Origin of the sequence: Bacillus sp. FSL R5-0585, from assembly GCF_038004545.1 — a bacterium.
GTDB classification, from domain to species: domain Bacteria; phylum Bacillota; class Bacilli; order Bacillales; family Bacillaceae_G; genus Bacillus_A; species Bacillus_A cereus.
In genome coordinates this window covers 4,568,882-4,590,124 of record NZ_JBBORJ010000001.1, presented here as the reverse complement: position 1 = coordinate 4,590,124, position 21,243 = coordinate 4,568,882, and the positions used below count along the sequence as shown (strand labels likewise).

The following is a 21,243-nucleotide window of genomic DNA, read 5'->3' as shown; positions in this document are numbered from 1 at the left end:
CCTTTCGTATAACCTTTTCACTCTGCAAGAGCTACAAGTTAGAAATACTGCTGTCAAATTGTGTGAGAAAAACGCGGATAGGAATGTATTTTCCTAAAAAAGGATGTGTTACATATGTAAAAAAGGGCAAAGTTCTTCCTTGCAACCCTTTCGTTTTGTAACAATTATGCGGTTTTTTTGCTAGTATATAGCACGTGTTTATAGCTTCACAAACAAAATGTTTATGTTTATATAACTATATTACCCATAAAACGGTAAAATACTCAAGGAATGTAATCGTTTAGTAAACATCATGTAACATTTCTGTAACATTTTTATTTACGTCGAAAAAAACATGTTGTATTAAATATTTTGAATATAACTAGAAACCTATGAGTCATATAGAATGAAAAACGCTTTCCTATATTTTTTGTTATATTACAGGATGTTAACGACTTATTACGAATGGTTTGTAATTGTGTGTTTTCCCCAAATCCGAAAAAATCTGTTGCTATAATGAGGACACGAAAACAAACGCAATGGAGGCTATCATGAAAAAATTAATTGGTATAGCAACAGCAGCAGTTTTTGGTCTTGGGATTTTCACATCATCTGCTAATGCAGAAACTGTTGTAACAACAGACGTACTAAACGTACGCGAAAACCCTACTACTGAATCAAAAGTTGTCGGTAAATTACTAAACGGTAATAAAATAGATGTTCAAAATACAGAGAACGGATGGTCAAAAATTACTTTAGACGGTAAAGACGCATTCGTAAGTGCAGAGTTCACAAAAAGCATCTACTACGTAACAGCTAACGTATTAAACGTACGTGCTGAAGCGAACACAAACTCAGAGGTTCTTGGAAAGTTGAAGAAAGACGATGTAATCGAAACAACGAACCAAGTACAAAATGAGTGGTTACAATTTGAATATAACGGAAAAACAGCTTATGTTCATGTTCCTTTCTTAACAGGTACAGCACCTGTAATTGAGAAACAAGAAACAACTGCTCCTGCTAAAGCTGCAGCACCAGCTAAGGCTCAAGCACCTGTAGCACAAGCAAAACCAGCTGCTAAGCCTGCTGTGAAAGCTGCTGAAACTAGCGAACCATCTGGTGGTCGTGAGTTAACAGTTGTAGCTACAGCATATACAGCTCATCCGAGCGAAAACGGTGGAACATATGGCGGCCGTGTATTAACTGCAATGGGTCATGATTTAACTGCGAATCCAAATATGAAAATGATCGCTGTTGACCCGAAAGTAATCCCATTAGGATCTAAAGTATGGGTAGAAGGTTACGGAGAAGCTATCGCTGGAGATACTGGTGGTGCAATTAAAGGTAACCGTATCGATATCTTACTTGGATCAGATAGCGCTGCTCAAAAATGGGGACGCAAAACTGTTAAAGTGAAAATTTTAAAATAACCAATGACTGCTAAATTACAAGCCGGTTCTCTTTATTGAGAGCTGGCTTTTATTTATTTATAATACATATAAGGAGGCTACGCCCATGAATGTACAAGCAAAAGTAGACTGGATTGGTACGCCAAAACCGTACATATATAAAGATGAAGTGACATATAACGCTACTTCTATTGATTTTTCACTCGCTGGCGATGATAACCGCTATAAGTTAATTGTGCTCAAGTCTGAAAACAATACACATTACAAAATTGTACAATATGGAATAAAACCAGGCTCTCAAAAGCCATTTCCTATCGACATTCCATTTGAACAAAACATGTTACCAATTATAGAGCAAATATTACATGATCCGTATGTACAAGCGATACTAAAGGAAACACACTCATAATTGTAAAAAAATATATCAACGATTTTTCGATTATATCTATCATACATCGCAATATATCAACGATTTTTCGATTATATCTATCATAACTTACGATATATCAACGGTTCGACACGAAATATCGATTTAGCTACAAAAAAGAAGCTGTTCAAATATTGAACAGCTTCTCTCATATTAACGAGTTGGACCAGATACATCTTCTGATTTCAAAGTATTATTTGCACCAAGAGAATGATACAACATCTTTCCATTTCCATTCACAGTTACAATATGTTCGTTATTAAAACTTTTGAACTTCACAGATCCATCACCGTAACGAATATGGTACTCTTCATATGTCGTTACTTTATATTTCGTATCACTTTGACGCTCTACATTACGAACTTCCATCGTTAATAAGTCTTCTGTAATTCCTTTTTTGTGTAAATACTGTATATAATCACGGTCTTCCTTATACGATTTCCCGCTCTTATCATAATTATTTTCAATTAAACTAAAATCATTTAATGAAATTGCACGTACGTTATCATAAATGTGATTTCTTACAAATTCGCCCACCGCTGAACTTGATGTTTCTTTCGGGAATTTTAAGTAATATGTGCTTTGGTCTCCAATTTTAACACTTTCAGATTTCATCACACCAAGATCAGTAGTTTTCTCTAAATGTACTTCTACTGTTTCATCTGTTGGTACAGGGCCAAGTTTATAACTTCCATAATTTAATTTTCCACGTTTTTTCCCATTCACAAATACAGTTGCATCACTTTCATCAGAAGAAATGCTTACATACTTGCCTTCAAGCGATAGATCCACTTTCACCTTCTCGCTCTGTTCATCCGCTAAATCTACTTCTTTCTCTGTTTCTAATTCAGTCAGTTCTGTCTTCGCCGTTGCCTTTACAACATATGTACCTGGGAAGTATGGCCCCAACTCTTTCGAAGTTTTATCACTAGAAAGCTCTGTTTCTTTTTTGTCATTCACATATATTTCTGCGTTTTTTGCAGTTGTACTAACGCTCATATAATAAGATTTCATGCTGAACTTATACTTTGGATATAAGAACCACTCTTTTCCCTCTTCTACTATTTCCCCGTCCTTAAATGAAGATTTATCTTTAGTTAACTTTTGATCTACTGTCTCTTTCTGTAAATAAGACAGTAATTGTTTGTTGTAAGAAGGATTCTCTTTTAAATAACGCATGTACGCTTTAATATCCTCTGTCTTAATCTTTAAGCTTGAATCATTCGCTTTTACAAACTCATCAATTGCATTAATATCTTTCTTTTGAAATGCTTCAATCATTACATTTACTTGCTTTTCTTTTGAAAACTTATATGCTCCAAATTTATATGCCCCAAATAATAATGCAGCAATAGCAGCAAAACCAATGATCAAAAATAAATTTTTCTTACTTTTCACTGGTTTTGTCTCGCTTTGTAATTCTGTATATGAAGCAGCAGTGTTATCAACGATTACTTCTACTTTACTCCCACACTCCGGACAAAAGTTCAAATGGTCTGCAACATTCTTTTTACATGTTCCACAAAACTTCAACGTGCTCTCCTCCTATTTTTTAGCTAATTTCATTCCAGCAAATGCCGCTACATATGTCACAATCAAGCTAAACAAAGTTAAATATATAAATGAATTTTGCATAGATAATACCGTTCCACTTGTTCCAAATAAACCTGTTACCGTTCCTGAAACATTAATTTGGAACTTAGAAATCATATTCATTACAATCATCATAATTGTGTAAGAACCACTACATACCGCTAATGTAATATATATATTGGCAGTCGGTAATTTAGCTAACTTTCTTCCCGCTCTAAACATAAAGAACAATGGAATAATAAGCAGTAATAAACCATAATGGAATACGTTATTCACTTTATCAAATTCTGCAAGGCTTTCCTCATTTGCTCCTTTTGAAATCAATATCTCTCTAAGCTCTACGCCATTTACAGAGACACCTGATATAAATGAAAACGATAGTGTGCTCTCATATGTATTTGATTTCTTACCAATTCTAGTAAATTCTTTACTAAGTGCTGGACTTGATACTTCTAACGGCGCAAAATGAGCCATACTCCATAATTGAGGTGTTAACTCTAATGCTAATAATGTACTTTCAGATTTTAAAGTTGTTATTTCTTTTAATGGTTCAATACCATCTTCCTTACTTACTAATGCCATAATACAAACCGCTACTGCTGTTACTAATAGTCCTTTTATCATAGCTGAAACACCGTAATAAACAGACGCTCCATATGGCATTAACTCTTGAAATGCTGCTGCCATATTATTTTTGCTTGTATGACCAATAAATCCTAATAAGGTAAATAATGTCCCACATACAAAACCACTCAATAAACTCTTAATCGCTGAATAGCCAACCGTAATCTTACCTGCTTCTGAGAATGGAATTGCAAAAGATTGTGATGCTATAAAACTTATGATGAATAAAAAGACGCCATAAATAATACCAACTGTTGCTGCCATAAAGATTTGATCTTTAATCGTTTTCGCAACACGCTGTTTCCCTAACCAAATTCCTGTACCAGCGAAAATAATAAATGGAATGATTAATAATAATGTAAATGGAGTATGCCAAGATAAAGAAAATATCAATCCACTATCATCGTTAGCTGTAAAACCAAGTAAATGATAACTTAACATCGTAGAAGTTGCACTCGAATAAAACCTTGGCAACATTTCTAATTCTTTCGCAAATTTGCTAAACATCTCACTTAACATAGAGGCAAATAATAAACTACCAATCCAACCAGCAATTAACATGAGAATACTTGCAACAGCCCCACCAATAAAACCTTTTTGTAAAACGGCTTTATCTGCTTTAAATTCAACTTTAGGAGCACCATCCATTGTAGGCAATTTTACAGTTTGTTCTTTTTTCTTCACAACAGATAAAGAATACCCACACTTTTGACAATATAAATTTTTTTGAGCATTTTCACTGCCACAACCTCTGCAGTATTTTGCAGTATCTTTTTCTAATGTTACTGCATCTATAGCTCCTGCAATCTCCATACTACCTTCATTTGGGCAATAATTTACTTCTTCACCATGTTGTTTTCCACATGTGCGACAATACATTTAATTCACTCCCCACTTTGCTTAATTCCACAAACTGGACAGTAAGTAGAGTTTTTATCGATATGCTCATTACATGAAATACAATTTACCGTTTCACCTTCATTTTCTACTGTTAACATCGGGTTAGGCTTTCCACACGAACCACAAAACTTATCATTTATTGATAAAGGTCCACCACATTCACATGTAGCTTTTTCACCTTGTTGTTTTTGCAATTCAACAATGCGCTTTCTTGCTTGATAAATAGCTACATCAAATTCTTGAACTGGAGCAATCATTTCTTTTAAGCTCGCTTCATTTACTCCACTTCCTCTTAATTGAACATACACTTGCTGTCCAACCTCTAATAGAACCTCTGCTTTTTTCTGCATTTGCACTTGCATCCCCTTTTTCAATTGAGCAATTTCTTGTGCAACTTGCAACTTCATTTTCCCTTGTTCTATTCCTTCTTGTAACTTATTCATTCCACTACCTAACTTCGTCTGTAAATCTGACAAATCATTTCTCCTCCTATACGTATATATTCATATATAAAATTAACATTTTATATATTACCATGATTTTCAAGTTATGTAATCCAAATTTCATTTTTTCTGTTTTGAGCGTTTTTTGTTTATAATGGTAAAGGAAAGAAATATGTGTACGGAGGAATATTATGCTGCAACACTCAATTACGAAAGATGAAATTATGATGATTGCGAATGAGTTCGTTCAAGGACTAGATCCACAGCAAACAGCTGATCAGGAACATGTCGCTACAGCTCGGCACCTATATCGTAGTGGTGTTGTCTATAACGTTGACTTTGATGGTTATACACTATCAGGAACTGTAGATGCGGAAGGCAACGTATATAGCGTTCATATTCCGATTCGTAATGTCGCTGAAAGTTATTGTGATTGCTTCGCACCAACACAATGTGAGCATATGCTCGCTGTATTACTATCTGCAGCGTCTAGTTTCGGGCAAGTAGGAGATGTATTAACTTTATTTAAAAATAATACGAAACCTTCCCTTCCTCCTATTCGAACTGCAAGACAAGTATTGCAATCATCAGCTTTTGAAGAAACGGATTATAAAAGTTGGGAATCATATTTTGAAAAAGAATATGAATCATTTAAAAAAGAACAAGCTCGCCTTACTTATAAACAAATGTATTTTCTTATGAGTATCTTTACAGATTTCTATACGAAGCTTGAGCGGAAAGCTCCGCGCGTCATCGCCATACATGAATTATTCAGGTTACATGCAGCACTTTACTGCTTTCAAAAATTATTAGAAGAAATCCAGGCATTCGAAGCAAACAAAACGTATTCTTATCACCAACCTGTTAATGTCGTTCGCCTATTTGTAGACAAAGTGGAATCCATCGTTCGGGACTTACAATCAGAAGCGATTCCTTCAGAGTCTGAAATAATTTTGCAAGAAACAGCTCGTCTTGTTCATGAAGTATTCTTCTCTACCGACGCTTATACACAAGAGCGATTTTTCATTTATCGCCACATATGGAGTGAACTTTTAAACAATAAAGAGAACATACAAGAGGAAGAAAAACGAATCGATACGAAAATCAATCCACTATCCAAAGCATTAGCGTCTTCTCATCTTCTCTTTTTAAATGATGAAGATTTACTAGCGATGGACTTACTAAAGAAACAACCTGCTTCTGTTGTGAGTCTATACTTCTATTGGTTAGAAGAACTATTAAGTGCCATGCAATGGGATCGTGCAAAAAACTGGCTTTCCTTTACGTATAAACAAGTAAAGAAAACGATCCAAGATCACGAAAATACGATTTTCATAAAAGATATCGTTCGGCTATTTGTAATCATGTATGAAACATATGCAACACATACAAATGAACAAGCTGGTTTTGAAATGATTTTACAAGAACTATTACCGTATAGTTTCACAAACTACGAACAGTACGTACTCGCGAAAAAACAGTATCGCACATGGGCAGAGCTTCATCTCTTATATGGATTTGAGGCAATTGAACTGTTGAAAGAGCCACTGAAAGATATTGAAAAAGAAGCGCCAGAAGTGGCACTTCCTCTTTACCATCTTGCTGCTGTAGAGGCGATTGAAGAACGAAATCGTAAATCATATAAACGTGCAGTTCGTTACTTAAAGAAATTACGTACATTATATAAACGATTAAAACGCACCGATGAATGGGATGCTTTCATTATTCACATCGCCAATCTCCATTCACGTCTGCGTGCACTACAAGAGGAATTACGGAAAGGAAAATTAATCGATGATCAATCAAACTGAAGTAACAATTAGGCTCCAGCATGTTAGTCAAGGTTGGTTCCTTTGGGGAGAAGATGACAGCGGTACTCCATTATCCGTAACAAGTTGGAAACGAAATGCATTCACATGGCACTCCACTTCTTTCTACGGTACGTTTCTAAAAGAAGCAACCTTCGAAGGAAAACAAGGTGTGCTGCTAACAAATGCACAAGCCTTTGAATACATTGCAAACAAACCGATGAATTCCTTTGCACATATTCAAATAAACGGCACGATTACAGCACTTACGAAAGATGCAAATGAACTATGGGATGCCTTTACGAGTGGTAGTTTCGTACCAGATATGAATCATTGGCCTAAACAACCATCTTGGAAAGTTCAAAATACACCAATTGAAGATGACACATTAGCATCGCTTTTCTCAGCAGCAGTAAATGAAAGCATATTACAAGACAACCGCTCAAATGACGGCTGGGAAGATGCTAAAAGACTATATGAACATTATGACTTTACGAAAAGACAACTGGAAACAGCACTACATGAAGAAGATTGGCTTCGGAAAATTGGTTATATTGAAGATGATCTTCCGTTTACAATCGGACTAAGACTACAAGAACCACAAGAAGAATTTGAAATGTGGAAGCTTGAAACAATTGTGACACCAAAGCGCGGGGCGCATCGCATATATGTATATGAAAACATCGATTCCTTACCGAAAAGATGGCACGATTACGAAGAACGGATTACAGAAACACAAGAAGGTTTTAGTAAACTCATACCGTGGTTAAAAGAAGGAGATACGTTCCGAAATGAGCTCTTTGAAACAGAAGCTTGGAACTTCTTAACAGAAGCAAGCAATGAATTACTTGCAGCCGGTATTACAATTTTACTACCATCATGGTGGCAAAATTTAAAAGCAACAAAACCGAAATTACGTGTCCAGCTGAAGCAAAATACAGCACAAACACAATCGTTCTTCGGTATGAATACGCTCGTTAATTTTGATTGGCGCATTTCGACCAACGGCATTGATTTATCAGAAAGCGAATTTTTCGAGCTCGTTGAACAAAACAAACGTCTATTTAATATAAACGGTCAATGGATGCGACTAGATCCAGCCTTTATCGAAGAAGTAAGGAAACTCATGAACCGTGCCGATAAATACGGACTAGAGATGAAAGATGTTTTGCAACAACATTTATCAAATACGGCTGAAACAGAAATTGTAGAAGATGATAGTCCGTTTACTGATATTGAAATCGAACTAGATGGATATTATGAGGAACTATTCCAAAAGCTGCTTCATATTGGAGATATTCCAAAAGTAGATGTCCCTACTTCACTAAACGCAACACTTCGTCCGTATCAACAACACGGCATTGAATGGTTATTATATTTACGAAAGCTTGGATTTGGAGCATTGCTAGCTGACGATATGGGACTCGGGAAAAGTATTCAAACAATCTCTTACTTACTATATATAAAAGAAAACAATCTCAAAACAGGCCCTGCATTAATAGTAGCGCCGACATCTGTTCTTGGAAATTGGCAAAAAGAATTTGAGCGTTTCGCACCGAATTTACGTGTTCAATTACATTACGGAAGTAATAGAGATAAGGGCAATTCTTTTGAAGATTTCCTTCAATCAGCAGATGTTGTATTAACATCCTATGCATTGGCTCAACTCGATGAGGAAGAACTAACTTCATTATGCTGGGATGCTGTTATTTTGGATGAAGCACAAAATATTAAGAACCCACATACGAAACAGTCGAAAGCAGTACGAAACTTGCAAGCAAATCACAAAATCGCTTTAACTGGTACACCGATGGAAAATCGCCTCGCTGAACTTTGGTCCATTTTCGACTTTATTAATCATGGATATCTCGGAAGCTTAGGGCAATTCCAACGCCGCTTCGTCACACCAATTGAAAAGGATCGTGATGAAGGAAAAATCCAGCAAGTTCAACGGTTTATCTCACCATTTTTACTGCGCCGAACGAAGAAAGATCAAACAGTCGCATTAAATTTACCAGATAAACAAGAACAAAAAGCTTACTGTCCTCTTACTGGTGAACAAGCTTCCTTATATGAACAACTTGTTCAAGATACACTGCAAAATGTCGAAGGATTAAGTGGAATTGAAAGACGCGGCTTTATATTACTTATGCTGAACAAGCTAAAACAAATTTGTAATCATCCAGCTCTTTATTTAAAAGAAGAAGAGCCACAAAATGTCGTTGAACGCTCTATGAAAACAAAAACGTTGATGGAGCTCATAGAAAATATAAAAGATCAAAATGAAAGTTGCCTCATCTTCACTCAATATATCGGCATGGGGAACATGCTAAAACGTGTGCTAGAAGAAAAATTCGGCCAGCGTGTCCTCTTCTTAAACGGTAGTGTACCGAAAAAAGATCGCGACAAGATGATTGAGGAGTTCCAAAACGGAACGTATGACATTTTCATCTTATCCTTAAAAGCTGGCGGAACAGGATTAAACTTAACCGCTGCCAACCATGTCATTCACTACGATCGTTGGTGGAATCCAGCTGTGGAAAATCAAGCAACAGACCGCGCATATCGCATTGGTCAAAAACGATTTGTTCATGTTCACAAACTCATTACAACAGGAACATTAGAAGAAAAAATTGATGAAATGCTAGAAAGAAAACAATCTCTAAACAATGCGGTCATCACAAGCGATAGCTGGATGACTGAACTATCAACAGACGAACTAAAAGAATTACTTGGTGTATAAAGTGAAACTTTAATCAGTGGGGGTTTTACTCCCCGCAAAAAAAGCGCTAATCTTATTTGAGATTAGCGCTTTTTTCTATTCCAAAACCAATTACTTATTATAATTCCCGTTAACCCGCCGCACGTATCAAGCAATGAATCTTGCCACATTGGTGTACGGTCTCCCGTATACCATTGGTGAATTTCATCAAATGTTGCATAACCCGCAACGAAAAGAAGGGCATATATAAAGCATCTTTTCCTCGAATGACCTGATCGATGAAAAGCGTAATAAATCAATGAACCTAGCATAAAGAACACCATAAAATGAGCACCTTTACGAAGGAAAAACTCAATAAATCCGCCTACACCTTTATTCGCAATACTAACAGGGGTTCCTCCACCATAATCGACAGATACCCATGAAAAATGCTCTTTCACAAATTCAACATTTACATATTGTTCAATATCTGAACGCATATCCTGCTTTTTATATGGTTGTGCCGAAGAATAGAAAATCAGCCCCATCCATAGTAATACAGGAATCCAAAATAACCATTTACGATTCATTATCCAGAATTCTCCTCTCTTAATCTTTTAAGGGTACCAAAAAAAAGAAAAAATTTCACGCCAAAACATGACATTCATGCCCTATTTATAAAGTGAAAGGAGGTGATACACATGGCAATTGAAACAATCGTAATGGATTTAACTTTACGTCTTGTCTTAAACAACGGATTAGATAAGAACGGCAAAACAGTTTTCAAGAGCAAACAATTTAAACGTGTTAAAACAAATGCGAGCTTAGATCAAGTACACAATGTAGCTCATGCTCTAGCTTCCTTACAAGCATCACCACTTCACGCTGTACAACTTGTAAGCACATCAGATCTTTCTAAACTATAAAGTAAACTCGGATCAGTGGGGATTTTATTCATCCCCGCTGATTATTAGCCCACAATTTAACCGGCAGACCCAAATCCCGTAAATAGCGGGATAAATACAAAGGAGGGAATAACACATGCAAGTACTAGAGTTGATTTTTGCAAAAGAAGATGGAAAAACAGTCGTTTTTTCTATCGATACGCCCATCACACCAATCGATGCACAAGTCGTAAATCAAGTAATGGATACAATCCTCGCCTCATCTGTATTTTCATCCATTGATGAAAATACACGAAAAAAGGGAGCTCGCCTTGTAGAAAAAAATGTATCTGAAGTTCCAATTACTCTATAAAATGAAAAAGACGAATCTGCATCATTTTGCAGATTCGTCTTTTTTCTTCGGCATTTCAATCGGAATAAAAATCTTTGAAAAACCGACGCATACGTACTTATAATGTTCTTCACCTATATCAAACTCAGTCGTATATGTTGAGAAGAATATATAATCATTTCGCTTCGTATAATGATCAATTAATAACCCAACTTGTGGCTCAACATACTTTTTCGCTAACTTTTTACCGGCCGATGCCAAGTCGCCAAGGAGACCCTCTTCATTCTCTTTTTGAACTTCATCTAGCTTCTTACTCACATCATTACGCTTCATAAACTGCTTCGCTGCCCATTCTGTATATTCGCCCTTACTCGGATTACTGTTTGCTAAATATACTAGGAGAACGACAACTAAAGCCATAATAATATACTTTTTCTTCATACTATATCACCGCCTACTCTTTTCTATTTTCATATATATGTACAAGCGATGCAAATTAGAAAGACTATCACCTATTGATTGTAAACGAATAGCCAAAATTTACAATATGAAATAGAATATTAACAGTAAATTTACCTAATTTATATATAATTATATTCGGAATGAAAATTATAAGGGAGGATATAGAATTATGGATAATGAAAACAACATTTTTATTTCTAGTTCTACAATGATGCTTGAACCATGTAAACACCCTTATTACCGCACAAAAATTATCGACAGTAGCGGGAACCATCTTTACTCCTGTCAAACTGCTCTCCAACTTATACAGAAATCTTGTCTAACAAATATTCATTCTACTTATCAAGGGAGACGTAATGCTGTAAAAACAAAATTTAAATTTAAACAAAACGTTCCAATTCCGATCAATCATAGAGAATATATTTGTGCTTTCCCAACAGAATCTCCTGCTTCTCCAAATTGTATTTGGCTTTTCTTCAAACATGTTCATACAATAGAGTTTTTCAAAAAAGCTAAACGAGCTAAAATTCATTTTTCAAACGGAGCTACCGTAACGATACAAATTAGTTCCCATAAGCTAAGTCAGCAATTATGGAAAGCTGGATATGTATTATCCCAAATGAACATGCAAGATTCATCACCTTAATAACAAATAGAATGGAAGGTAGTATTTCCTCACCTTCCATTCTATTTGCTATTTTTATCCTTTTACACTATCGCGCATTTTCTCGAGTGCTTGCCGATACATCCATCTTACTTGATAATATGTCATTTCCGTCTCTAAAGCGATTTCTCCCATCGTCTTCCCTACAAAAAAACGTTCAAAAATAATATACTTCTCCTTCTCATCTAACACACTCATAAAATCCTTCACTCTTATTTCAACATCTTCAAAATGAAAGATTTCCTCATACTCACCTACACATACACATCTTTCTTGCAAAGTAGATTCTTTCTTCAATCTTTCTAATATATAACCACGCACCGTTACAAGTGCATATGCAGGGAAATACCCCTTCTTTGCATCAAATCTTTCATACGCATGCCAAAGACCAATTAAACCACATTGATAATACTCTTCATAATCTTGACGAATACCTAATTTCTTTATTTGATTTACAATCATCCCTTCATACAAAACAGCTGCCTCTTTAAAAGTGGCTGGCTTCACACAGTACCCGTTTCTAAAAGGTATACCTTTCTAGTATTCCGCGGTACCTTCACAATATAAAAATAAAGAAAAGATTTCACTGTGAGTAATTTCAAATACTACCGACGGAATTTGAAATTACACTAGATAGTATTTGAAATTTTGTTGGTGGTATTTGAAATAGGGGTAAAAATAAAAAAGGTGACTCCTTTAAAGAGTCACCTTTTTAAAATAATATGTTATGCACCAAAGCCGCTTACTAAACCTCTTACAACGCCGAATGCAATTGTTAGGATAAAGAAGATTACAATTAAAATCGTAGCTTGTTTCTTACTTAAACCAGCTACAATGTGTAAGCCTAGTCCTGTTAGAATAAGGCTCCAAATATTAAAAATTTCAATTGAAGAGGCAATTCCATGTGCTACTGTCCCTTGTTCAAATAAAGGAGCTAAACTTGTATAAACATCAGTGCCATTTCCATCAAAAATAAAGCCTAATCCTGCATTTAACAATCCGCCGATATAATAAACAAGATTAGCATATAAGTAAATCGATAATATTTTCATGTATGGTGTATCATTGCTCATAAACATCATAATAATTTTATAAAAACCTGCCGCAATAAAGAGACCTATAGGTGTTCCTAATAGACCAACAAGCGCGCCTCCACCAAGGGTAAATCCTTTTACCATTGCCCCTGCTTCACCATTTAATTCTTTTGCCAATTCTGGAGTACTAATTAATGTTAAGTAAGACACTGCTGTTGCTATAATCGTTCCTAATATAACAAATAAGACAAATGCCCCCCAAACCGGACTTTTCGTCTTCATTCTCTCAAACTGCTCACCTGGAGAAGTAATCATTCCTAATAATGATGGCTTCTTCACGCCTACATCTTGCGTATTAATATTTGCTTCCATTATAACGCCTCCTTCTATTTATATAACCCGTTCTAACGGGCGGTTCACTTCCTCATATAGAGGCTACGAACCGCCCACTAGAACGTTAATGTGTAGTTCTACTACACTATTAATTACTCATAACGCAATGCTTCAATTGGATCTAATTTCGCAGCTTTGTTTGCTGGAATTAATCCAAAAATAATACCGAGTGTCATTGAGAACAGTACGCCTCCAACGACAACTTCCCATGAAACGAGTGGTGGCCATTTTGCGAATGTAGAAACGATATATGCTCCGCCATACCCAAGACCAATTCCGATTAAACCACCTAGAAGTGTTAACATAACGGCTTCAATTAAAAACTGTAATAAAATTTTACTACGTGTTGCTCCAAGTGCTTTACGTACACCAATTTCACGTGTACGCTCCGTTACAGATACAAGCATGATATTCATAACACCAATTCCACCAACGACTAATGAAATACCAGCGATACCACCGATGATCATTGTCATAATGTTAGTAACTTTAGAAACATTTTCTTGGAATTCTTTTAAATTAACCAGTTCATATTTACCCGGAATTTCACTTGGCTTACGGCTATTTAATACATCAACAGCTTGTTTCCCTGCTGCTTCTAAATCGTCTACATTTTTAGCTTGAATTGCGATACTTTGAATTTCATCTGTTCCGTATAAAACAGGCCATAACGTAAGAGGGATTAACGCTTCTTCCATTTCAAATCCCATAAATTCATTATCAGATGTATACACACCAACAATTTGCATCGGTTGTCCTTTCATCTCAATAATTTGTCCTACTGGATTTACGCCCTTAAATAACGTCTCTTCTGTTTTTGTACTAATCATCACAACGTTATTTGCATGAGAAATATCTGATTCATTTAAAGTACGTCCCTTTACGACCTTTACTTTATTAACCGCAAAATATTCATTATCAAGACCAATAACATTCAAATTTGCTTTTTTATCATTTACATCAAGCACCTCTGAATTCTGGTTTGTCGTAATAACATGTGAAACATCTTTCACTTGTTTTACTTCCAAAATATCCTCTTCCGTTAACTTCGGCATTTCAAATCCACCTATAGCAAACTCATCATTAATATCTGGTTTAAATTGAATTGGCATAAGGTTATTACCACCAGAACCTGCGAATTTCGACTTCAGCATCGCTTCCCCGCCTTGCCCGATTGCAACGACCGTAATAATCGAACCTACCCCGATAATAATACCGAGCATCGTAAGAGCAGAACGCAATTTATGAGCTAAAATAGAAGATAGGGCAATTTTTATACTATCTAGTAAACTCATACCGCACACCTTCTATCTTCTGTAACTTTCCCGTCTCGCAGTACAATGCGGCGGGAAGAATACGCTGCTACTTCCTCTTCATGCGTAACCATAACAATTGTTGTACCTTCTGCATTAAGCTTCGTGAAAATATCCATAACTTGCTCACCAGACTTCGTATCAAGTGCACCAGTCGGTTCATCGGCCATAATGAACGTTGGGTTATTCGCAATCGCTCTTGCAATCGCTACACGCTGCTTCTGCCCACCTGATAACTCATTTGGTAAATGATGCACGCGATCTGCCAATCCAACTTTACCTAGCGCCTCCAAAGCACGCTTGCGACGCTCCGCTTTCTTCATGCCACCATATACGAGCGGAAGCTCAACATTTTCCACTGCGGAAAGACGAGGTAGTAAATTAAAATGCTGGAATACAAAGCCAATATATTCATTACGAATTAAAGCAAGCTTTGACTCGTCTGCTGTTAAGATATTCACGTCATTCAGCATATATTCGCCTTCTGTTGGACGATCTAAACAACCGATAATATTCATAAGCGTCGACTTACCAGAACCAGACGGTCCCATAATCGAAACGAACTCACCGCTCTGAATCGTTAAACTAATACCATGCAAAATCGGCACCGCCAACTTTCCTTGATAATACGTTTTAGCAATATTATTTAACGTAATCATTTCTCTTTCACTTCCATTCCGTCATACACATCGTCGGAAGGATTTTTAACCACCTTTTGCCCCACTGTTACGCCTTCTACAACCTCTGTCCAGTCTCCATCAGTAGAACCTTTTTTCACATTTTGTTTACGAAGCTTTCCTTTATCCTCAACATAAACAAATGCATCATCGCCTTTTTCTACAATGCTTTTACTTGGAACAGCAATCATCGTCTTATTCTCTAAGTTTACTTGCAATGAAACGTGGTAACCTGGCGATAAACCATCTTGACTATCAAGACTTGCTTTATATGTATACTGAGACATATTTTGAGTTGCTTCACCCACGCCGCCAGCTTGTGCCATCTCTGCGCTCGTTGGGAATTCGCTTACCTCTGTAATCTTACCTGTCCACTTCTTCTTATTATTTGCTTTCGCCGTTACAGTGAATGTTTGATCCTTTTGAATTTGTGACTTCTGAAGCTCAGTTAACGTACCTTGAACTTGGAATGGATCTTTAGAAGCTACTTGTAAAAACGATTTTCCTTGACCACCTAACGCTTGAGATGAACTTTGTGCCGCATCTTTATCTAACTTTTGAACAACACCAGCGAAATTACTATAAATCGTAAGCTCTTTCTGCTTCTTACTTAACTCTTCTTTCTGCAACTTTCCTTTTTCTTTCTCAAGATCAGTTGTCTTTTGAGCTATCTCTAACTCGTTTACTTGCTCGTCCATCGGATCTGTTACTTCTTTGCCAGCTCCGCTATCTTTCGCCTTCTTAATTTCTTTCTTTAACGAATCAATCTTCTTTTTCCCTTGATCATAACGCATATCCGCCATCTTCTGATCAAGCTCAGCTTGCTTCATTTGAAGGTTAATCTCTTCATTGTCATAAGAGAATAACTTCGTACCTTTTTCTACCTCTTGCCCTTCTTTTACCTCAATATCTTTCACTTTTCCTTTGGCCGGATCTGCATAGAAGCTTTCAATATTACCAGGCTTCACCTGACCAGAAATTAACTTCGTATTATTCAGCTTACGCTCTGTCACTTTCTCAAAACTTACAGCATCAGCATTTGTTGATGCACCCTTCTTCTTACCTTGCATAACAAAAATATTAATTGCCGCTACAATAACAATTAGTGCAATAACCCCAATAATAATCCATTTCTTCTTCTTGTTTGGAGTACGAACCGTATTTGGTAACATATTACCGCTCCTTTTTTTATAACTTAATAGTTTAATATAAAAATTGTATAAAACTTTCTGAAAATATATTACATATTATTACATTATTTTTACAAAGTTTTACACATCCATTTATATTGTAACAAAAATTCCAATGATTAGAAATATGACATTATATCTTTTAAGATAGATTTAAGGAAAGGAAAAAGGATAATTTAAATTGAATTTTCAAGTACTTTTTATATGAATGTAAGCCATCTTTTATTAATAAACTTCTTACCAAGATAAATTATTAAAATCATTTTCCTAATTGTACTACTATCATTTTTGTCATATATATTTGACATTTCATTTATTCAATTATAAAATGTCACATATAAATGACATTTCGGTACACGAGGTCTACAACCATAAATGGGAGGGTTATATTTGAATAACGTCAAACAATATCGAAAATCTGAAGGGCTATCGCAGCTAGAGTTAGCTAAAAAAGTTAACGTGGCGAGACAGACAATAAATTTAATTGAAAATAATAAATATAACCCTTCTTTAGCCTTATGTATCGAATTAGCAAAAGCACTAAAAACAGATTTAAACAGTCTATTTTGGGAGGGAGATTAAATGATGAAAATTGAATGGAAAGAAAGAGTTTATAATAGTTTTGTTGGAACACTGAGTGAGAGAGATGAATATCAAAAACAAGAAATCAATAAAGAATTATCTGTAGCTGGAATTGGTTTATGGTGGCTAAATATGTTGGTAATGCTTATTATGTTACTTGTTGATACTATGAACCACACAATATCTATAGGGACAATATTCATTTTTCTATCTAATATGATTTATGCTAATTACTTAGCCTTTAAATTCAAGAAAAAAGGTTTAAGTGATACTGAATGTGCAACAAAAGAAGAATATTTACAACACAAGAAAAAATTAAGAAAAGCTGGCTTAAAAGCAGGTGTGCTTTGGGGCTTTCAAATGTTTGTTTTTATGAATTATATCCTTCCCTATGTAGGTTCAGAAGAAATCTCTATTTCTTTATTTAAGGTTGTAATTTTCATCTGTGGCGGTGGATTTTTCGGTCTAACTATGTACGTGATTGGTTTATTAAATCTAAAAAAATTATATTAAGTAACAAAAACCTTTTACACATTAAACTCCAATTTTACATACTATTTGTTTTTTCTAAATAAAAATATAAAAGCTATCCAATATAACAATTGGATAGCTTTTTCAAATAAAATATTATACTACTTTAGAAGCTTTTCTCTCATGTCCCATTTGAACAATCAGTAAGAATATCGTTGCTAATATGCCACCCGCTAACAGTAACATGAAGCAACCATCCCAGCCAGAACGATCAACAATGATACCAATTGCTGCGTTTGCTATGAAACTTCCTCCAACATAACCGAACAGACCACACATACCAACTGTCGTACCTACTGCAAATTTCGGTACTAATTCCATTGCACTTAAACCGATTAAGAACTGTGGTACATAAATTAAACAACCGATAATAGAAACTGCAACACTCACAACAATAATATTAGTTGCTTGCCAATAGACGATTGTTCCAACAACAACCCCAGCCATACTCATAACACATAATGGCATACGTTTTCCTTTGAATAATTTATCGCTTAAAAGGCCGACAATTAAAGAACTTGGAATCGCTGCCGTTTCAAATATTGAATACGCAAAATGCGCTTCTGTTTTTGTAAAACCTTTCACTGTTGTTAAGTAAATTGGTACCCAGTTAATAACACCGAAACGAATTAAATAAACAAAAGCATTCGCAATACATAAGAACCATACAAATTTATTTTTCACTACATATTTCATTAAAATTTCTTTTGGTGACATTTTGTTAGCATTATCTACTTTTTCAAGTTCTTCATAGTCATTACGATATTCATCAATTGGTGGAAGACCTTCAGATTCTGGTGTATCCTTCGCATTGATCCAAACAAGTACTGCAATTACCATTGCGATAATCGCTGGGAAAATAAACACGCCGCCTTGCCAATGGCTTTCACCGAAAATCCCTACCCCAATCCCAATGAATGGTGGAACAAGTAGTGCACCAACGTTATGTGAAATATTCCAAAGACCTGTTTTCGTACCACGTTCTTTCTTTGAAAACCATTTCGTCATAACAATACTACAAGGTGGTGCTCCCATACCTTGTACAATACCGTTTAGAACAAGTAATGTTAAAATCATCCCAAAGGAAGATGCATAACCGAAACAAATATTAACAAGCCCAGATAAAAATAAACCTACTGCAATAAATCGTTGAGCAAATGCCTTATCCGATAAATTACCCATAAAGAATTTACTAAGTCCGTAAACAACAGCCATTACTGCACCTAATAATCCGATTTGTGTAGTGCTAAATCCGAACTCGTCTACTAAATACGTAGTAGATAAATTAAAGTTACTACGAACTAAATAATAAGCAGCATATCCAACTGAAATCCCGATTAACACACGAATACGTAGTAATCGATATACACGGTCGATCATATCCGCTGGCAATCTTTCAATTGCAGGTGCTGGCTTGAGCCATTTAAACATATATTTTCGTCTCCTTTTCTCACTTCAGAGAGAGACGCTGTCTATTCCATATCTCGATTATTCCGCTATTTGATATATTTTGGTTCGTCCTTCTAACCGGCTGTCCTTCTATTTCTTTCTCATTCTTCGCAAACATCGTTGGTACGCCAAACGACACTTTTTCTAAAATATGCCCCGCTTCTTCTGATAAACAATAATCAATAAATAAATCCGCAATAATACCACTCGGTGCACGTTTTAGTTTCGAAATCGCATTAACAGATAACCCTGTTTGCTCAGGTTCGTTACTTAAAATCGGAAAGCCTTGTTTTTGAAGCATTCTCTGATCTCCCATAAAGTTGATGCCTATCATATATTCACCGCTCGCAACAAGTTCTGCTGGGATGTAACCATTCACTGTTACTTCTCCAACTTGTTCTGCCAAATTCTTCACATATCCCTTCGCTTCCTCTTCACCTAACGTATCAATCAGTGATTGGAAAAACGTATATGCTGTACCTGAAACATTTGGATCGGGCATGACAATCTTTCCTTTATATACTGGATTCAATAAATCTTTCCATCTTAACGGATACGAGAGACCGAGCGGCGCTATTTCCTCGTTCCACCGCTCTTTATTAATCGCAATTGCCAGCTTCTCCACTTCATAACCATACCAATAACCATCTTTATCTTTAACAGTTTTTGAAATACGATTTGCATGTTGGCTTATCACAGGAATAGAAAGATTTTTCTGCTTCATCATTTGATGCGCATCTACTGTACCGCCAATAATAATATCCGCCTTCGGATTTCCAGCTTCTTCTTCCACTCTACGAAGAAGTTCTTCTGTTGAAAGACGAATAAATTCATACGTACATCCGCGCGGCTTACAAAATGATGAAAGTAACGCTTCACCAACTTCCTCACGAGCCGCTACATACGCAACAATATGACGATCATCCAAAATAGGGAGACCATTTTTACTATATTTAATAGAGGTTGTATCTCGAGAGCAACTAGACATCGCTCCTCCAATTACTAGCAAAAAGAAGAAAAAGGCTATCTTTCTCATGACGCATTCTCCTTTACGAATAACTCTGCTAGAGAGCCTTTCATATACATGACATTTCCGTTATTATCACCGAGATATTGCACAACAAAGTACGATGGATACACAGAAATCGTAAGAATATCTTCACGATCATTCTTTACACGCTTACCTGTTTTATAAGCTGTAATATAAGCAATCGGTTCATTCTGCGATTGTAATAACTTCTGAATTTCTCCGTAATCTGTAATTTGCTTTGCGGACCGAATAGAATCAAGTATGTGCGTAAGATTGATAGTACGTACCACATCGCCTTGACGTACTACGACATCCTTTGCTGAAGCAAAGAAATCACTAATACGCTCTGGCGTGTAATACAGGCTTAATAAATACGTTTGAAGTGCTGAAATCATCGGATCCATGCCATTCTTTCCGTATACATTTTCCCCATACTGGAACAAGTCACCTACTGCAAAAGTACGCTTATGTCCATTCAAGTACGTTACTTCTCCAGTAAATACTTGTTCTTGGCTCTTAACGTCCCCTGGCTCTATTCGAATTCGGTCAAAGAATGAAACAATCGTATGCAAACGAACTTCATCCGTTACAACGATTTCTCCCCACTTTTCATGTCTTACTTTCACTTCAATTGGAAGAGATTCATTCACCCTTTGTAAAACGGCTTGTTTATCATTTACAATGTTGATTCGATTATAGATTTGCTTCTCCATAACATAAAACAAAACAAGAGAAACAATCATACAAATGACAAACATAAGAATTTGAAATGATAGCCTTTTCATTTCTGCCTACCTC

22 protein-coding genes are annotated in these 21,243 nt (G+C 35.9%); 9 read left to right on the top strand and 13 right to left on the bottom strand.

Features of this window, described 5'->3' with window-relative positions; genetic code table 11:
* Positions 1 to 530 precede the first annotated feature (530 nt).
* Both MKY38_RS23630 and MKY38_RS23625 read left to right on the top strand, forming a co-directional pair.
* Positions 531 to 1,409, top strand: coding sequence for a cell wall-binding protein EntA (locus tag MKY38_RS23630; RefSeq protein WP_048655538.1), 879 nt, complete (start codon positions 531 to 533; stop codon positions 1,407 to 1,409).
* An 85-nt stretch (positions 1,410 to 1,494) separates the two neighbouring features.
* Positions 1,495 to 1,797 (top strand): DUF3910 family protein, encoded by a 303-nt coding sequence (locus MKY38_RS23625; RefSeq protein ID WP_001102539.1) that lies wholly within the window; start codon positions 1,495 to 1,497, stop codon positions 1,795 to 1,797.
* A 171-nt stretch (positions 1,798 to 1,968) separates the two neighbouring features.
* On the opposite strand, the gene MKY38_RS23620 is transcribed toward MKY38_RS23625, so the two are convergent.
* The 3 genes from MKY38_RS23620 to MKY38_RS23610 are packed head-to-tail and all read right to left on the bottom strand — an operon-like array spanning position 1,969 to position 5,408.
* Positions 1,969 to 3,348, bottom strand: coding sequence for a zinc ribbon domain-containing protein (locus MKY38_RS23620; RefSeq protein WP_341049871.1), 1,380 nt, complete (start codon positions 3,346 to 3,348; stop codon positions 1,969 to 1,971).
* A 12-nt stretch (positions 3,349 to 3,360) separates the two neighbouring features.
* Positions 3,361 to 4,911, bottom strand: coding sequence for a zinc ribbon domain-containing protein (locus MKY38_RS23615; RefSeq protein WP_341049869.1), 1,551 nt, complete (start codon positions 4,909 to 4,911; stop codon positions 3,361 to 3,363).
* Between the two features lie 5 nt (positions 4,912 to 4,916).
* The gene (locus MKY38_RS23610; protein WP_001281754.1) at positions 4,917 to 5,408 is read right to left on the bottom strand and encodes a zinc ribbon domain-containing protein; all 492 of its coding nucleotides are present in this window, start codon (positions 5,406 to 5,408) and stop codon (positions 4,917 to 4,919) included.
* A gap of 158 nt (positions 5,409 to 5,566) precedes the next feature.
* Between MKY38_RS23610 and MKY38_RS23605 the strand changes: the two genes are divergently transcribed.
* Together MKY38_RS23605 and MKY38_RS23600 are read left to right on the top strand one after the other, a co-directional pair.
* Positions 5,567 to 7,186, top strand: coding sequence for an SWIM zinc finger family protein (locus MKY38_RS23605; protein WP_065224429.1), 1,620 nt, complete (start codon positions 5,567 to 5,569; stop codon positions 7,184 to 7,186).
* Complete coding sequence (locus tag MKY38_RS23600) at positions 7,170 to 9,926, top strand: DEAD/DEAH box helicase (RefSeq protein ID WP_000610111.1); 2,757 nt, start codon at positions 7,170 to 7,172, stop codon at positions 9,924 to 9,926. The genes MKY38_RS23605 and MKY38_RS23600 overlap by 17 nt, the downstream gene beginning before the upstream one ends.
* Positions 9,927 to 9,988: 62 nt before the next feature.
* Here MKY38_RS23600 and MKY38_RS23595 read toward each other — a convergent pair whose 3' ends face one another.
* The gene (locus MKY38_RS23595; protein ID WP_341049866.1) at positions 9,989 to 10,474 is read right to left on the bottom strand and encodes a VanZ family protein; all 486 of its coding nucleotides are present in this window, start codon (positions 10,472 to 10,474) and stop codon (positions 9,989 to 9,991) included.
* 111 nt (positions 10,475 to 10,585) lie between these two features.
* On the opposite strand from MKY38_RS23595, the gene MKY38_RS23590 reads away from it, so the two are divergent.
* The gene (locus MKY38_RS23590) at positions 10,586 to 10,810 is read left to right on the top strand and encodes a DUF1659 domain-containing protein (RefSeq protein ID WP_000963861.1); all 225 of its coding nucleotides are present in this window, start codon (positions 10,586 to 10,588) and stop codon (positions 10,808 to 10,810) included.
* Between the two features lie 115 nt (positions 10,811 to 10,925).
* Entirely contained in the window at positions 10,926 to 11,141 is a 216-nt protein-coding gene (locus MKY38_RS23585; protein WP_001197593.1) for a DUF2922 domain-containing protein, read from the top strand.
* Positions 11,142 to 11,162: 21 nt separating this feature from the next.
* Here MKY38_RS23585 and MKY38_RS23580 read toward each other — a convergent pair whose 3' ends face one another.
* Positions 11,163 to 11,561 carry a DUF4359 domain-containing protein gene (locus MKY38_RS23580; RefSeq protein ID WP_000731405.1) on the bottom strand — a complete coding sequence of 133 codons (399 nt, stop codon included), beginning with the start codon at positions 11,559 to 11,561 and terminating at the stop codon, positions 11,163 to 11,165.
* 190 nt (positions 11,562 to 11,751) lie between these two features.
* Between MKY38_RS23580 and MKY38_RS23575 the strand changes: the two genes are divergently transcribed.
* Positions 11,752 to 12,228 carry a competence protein ComK gene (locus MKY38_RS23575; RefSeq protein WP_000368313.1) on the top strand — a complete coding sequence of 159 codons (477 nt, stop codon included), beginning with the start codon at positions 11,752 to 11,754 and terminating at the stop codon, positions 12,226 to 12,228.
* Between the two features lie 54 nt (positions 12,229 to 12,282).
* On the opposite strand, the gene MKY38_RS23570 is transcribed toward MKY38_RS23575, so the two are convergent.
* The 5 genes from MKY38_RS23570 to MKY38_RS23550 form a co-directional block, all read right to left on the bottom strand.
* Positions 12,283 to 12,753 (bottom strand): sigma-70 family RNA polymerase sigma factor, encoded by a 471-nt coding sequence (locus MKY38_RS23570; RefSeq protein WP_065224430.1) that lies wholly within the window; start codon positions 12,751 to 12,753, stop codon positions 12,283 to 12,285.
* A gap of 218 nt (positions 12,754 to 12,971) precedes the next feature.
* Entirely contained in the window at positions 12,972 to 13,652 is a 681-nt protein-coding gene (locus MKY38_RS23565) for a Yip1 family protein (RefSeq protein ID WP_061139611.1), read from the bottom strand.
* A 113-nt stretch (positions 13,653 to 13,765) separates the two neighbouring features.
* Positions 13,766 to 14,968 (bottom strand): ABC transporter permease, encoded by a 1,203-nt coding sequence (locus MKY38_RS23560; protein ID WP_000054363.1) that lies wholly within the window; start codon positions 14,966 to 14,968, stop codon positions 13,766 to 13,768.
* Complete coding sequence (locus MKY38_RS23555; RefSeq protein ID WP_341049861.1) at positions 14,965 to 15,645, bottom strand: ABC transporter ATP-binding protein; 681 nt, start codon at positions 15,643 to 15,645, stop codon at positions 14,965 to 14,967. Before MKY38_RS23555 ends, MKY38_RS23560 begins: the two co-directional genes overlap by 4 nt.
* Positions 15,642 to 16,835 carry an efflux RND transporter periplasmic adaptor subunit gene (locus tag MKY38_RS23550; RefSeq protein WP_014895362.1) on the bottom strand — a complete coding sequence of 398 codons (1,194 nt, stop codon included), beginning with the start codon at positions 16,833 to 16,835 and terminating at the stop codon, positions 15,642 to 15,644. The genes MKY38_RS23555 and MKY38_RS23550 overlap by 4 nt, the downstream gene beginning before the upstream one ends.
* Before the next feature lie 408 nt (positions 16,836 to 17,243).
* Between MKY38_RS23550 and MKY38_RS23545 the strand changes: the two genes are divergently transcribed.
* Both MKY38_RS23545 and MKY38_RS23540 read left to right on the top strand, forming a co-directional pair.
* Entirely contained in the window at positions 17,244 to 17,435 is a 192-nt protein-coding gene (locus MKY38_RS23545; protein WP_001067016.1) for a helix-turn-helix transcriptional regulator, read from the top strand.
* A complete protein-coding gene (locus MKY38_RS23540; RefSeq protein ID WP_000975591.1) occupies positions 17,436 to 17,948 on the top strand; it encodes a DUF3278 domain-containing protein in 513 nt (170 codons plus the stop codon). It begins immediately after the preceding gene.
* Between the two features lie 114 nt (positions 17,949 to 18,062).
* Here MKY38_RS23540 and MKY38_RS23535 read toward each other — a convergent pair whose 3' ends face one another.
* The 3 genes from MKY38_RS23535 to MKY38_RS23525 are packed head-to-tail and all read right to left on the bottom strand — an operon-like array spanning position 18,063 to position 21,230.
* On the bottom strand, positions 18,063 to 19,397 hold the full coding sequence (locus tag MKY38_RS23535; protein WP_061113497.1) for an MFS transporter: 1,335 nt from the start codon (positions 19,395 to 19,397) through the stop codon (positions 18,063 to 18,065).
* A gap of 19 nt (positions 19,398 to 19,416) precedes the next feature.
* Positions 19,417 to 20,451 carry an ABC transporter substrate-binding protein gene (locus MKY38_RS23530; RefSeq protein ID WP_001225645.1) on the bottom strand — a complete coding sequence of 345 codons (1,035 nt, stop codon included), beginning with the start codon at positions 20,449 to 20,451 and terminating at the stop codon, positions 19,417 to 19,419.
* Positions 20,448 to 21,230 carry a DUF3919 family protein gene (locus tag MKY38_RS23525; protein WP_000826622.1) on the bottom strand — a complete coding sequence of 261 codons (783 nt, stop codon included), beginning with the start codon at positions 21,228 to 21,230 and terminating at the stop codon, positions 20,448 to 20,450. Before MKY38_RS23525 ends, MKY38_RS23530 begins: the two co-directional genes overlap by 4 nt.
* Positions 21,231 to 21,243 lie beyond the last annotated feature (13 nt).

Coding starts and splice junctions, on each gene's coding strand:
- MKY38_RS23630 (WP_048655538.1), top strand. CDS start 531: ATGAAAAAATTAATTGGTATAGCAACAGCAGCAGTTTTTGGTCTTGGG.
- MKY38_RS23625 (WP_001102539.1), top strand. CDS start 1,495: ATGAATGTACAAGCAAAAGTAGACTGGATTGGTACGCCAAAACCGTAC.
- MKY38_RS23615 (WP_341049869.1), bottom strand. CDS start 4,911: ATGTATTGTCGCACATGTGGAAAACAACATGGTGAAGAAGTAAATTAT.
- MKY38_RS23605 (WP_065224429.1), top strand. CDS start 5,567: ATGCTGCAACACTCAATTACGAAAGATGAAATTATGATGATTGCGAAT.
- MKY38_RS23600 (WP_000610111.1), top strand. CDS start 7,170: ATGATCAATCAAACTGAAGTAACAATTAGGCTCCAGCATGTTAGTCAA.
- MKY38_RS23595 (WP_341049866.1), bottom strand. CDS start 10,474: ATGAATCGTAAATGGTTATTTTGGATTCCTGTATTACTATGGATGGGG.
- MKY38_RS23590 (WP_000963861.1), top strand. CDS start 10,586: ATGGCAATTGAAACAATCGTAATGGATTTAACTTTACGTCTTGTCTTA.
- MKY38_RS23585 (WP_001197593.1), top strand. CDS start 10,926: ATGCAAGTACTAGAGTTGATTTTTGCAAAAGAAGATGGAAAAACAGTC.
- MKY38_RS23580 (WP_000731405.1), bottom strand. CDS start 11,561: ATGAAGAAAAAGTATATTATTATGGCTTTAGTTGTCGTTCTCCTAGTA.
- MKY38_RS23575 (WP_000368313.1), top strand. CDS start 11,752: ATGGATAATGAAAACAACATTTTTATTTCTAGTTCTACAATGATGCTT.
- MKY38_RS23565 (WP_061139611.1), bottom strand. CDS start 13,652: ATGGAAGCAAATATTAATACGCAAGATGTAGGCGTGAAGAAGCCATCA.
- MKY38_RS23560 (WP_000054363.1), bottom strand. CDS start 14,968: ATGAGTTTACTAGATAGTATAAAAATTGCCCTATCTTCTATTTTAGCT.
- MKY38_RS23555 (WP_341049861.1), bottom strand. CDS start 15,645: ATGATTACGTTAAATAATATTGCTAAAACGTATTATCAAGGAAAGTTG.
- MKY38_RS23550 (WP_014895362.1), bottom strand. CDS start 16,835: ATGTTACCAAATACGGTTCGTACTCCAAACAAGAAGAAGAAATGGATT.
- MKY38_RS23540 (WP_000975591.1), top strand. CDS start 17,436: ATGATGAAAATTGAATGGAAAGAAAGAGTTTATAATAGTTTTGTTGGA.
- MKY38_RS23535 (WP_061113497.1), bottom strand. CDS start 19,397: ATGTTTAAATGGCTCAAGCCAGCACCTGCAATTGAAAGATTGCCAGCG.
- MKY38_RS23530 (WP_001225645.1), bottom strand. CDS start 20,451: ATGAGAAAGATAGCCTTTTTCTTCTTTTTGCTAGTAATTGGAGGAGCG.
- MKY38_RS23525 (WP_000826622.1), bottom strand. CDS start 21,230: ATGAAAAGGCTATCATTTCAAATTCTTATGTTTGTCATTTGTATGATT.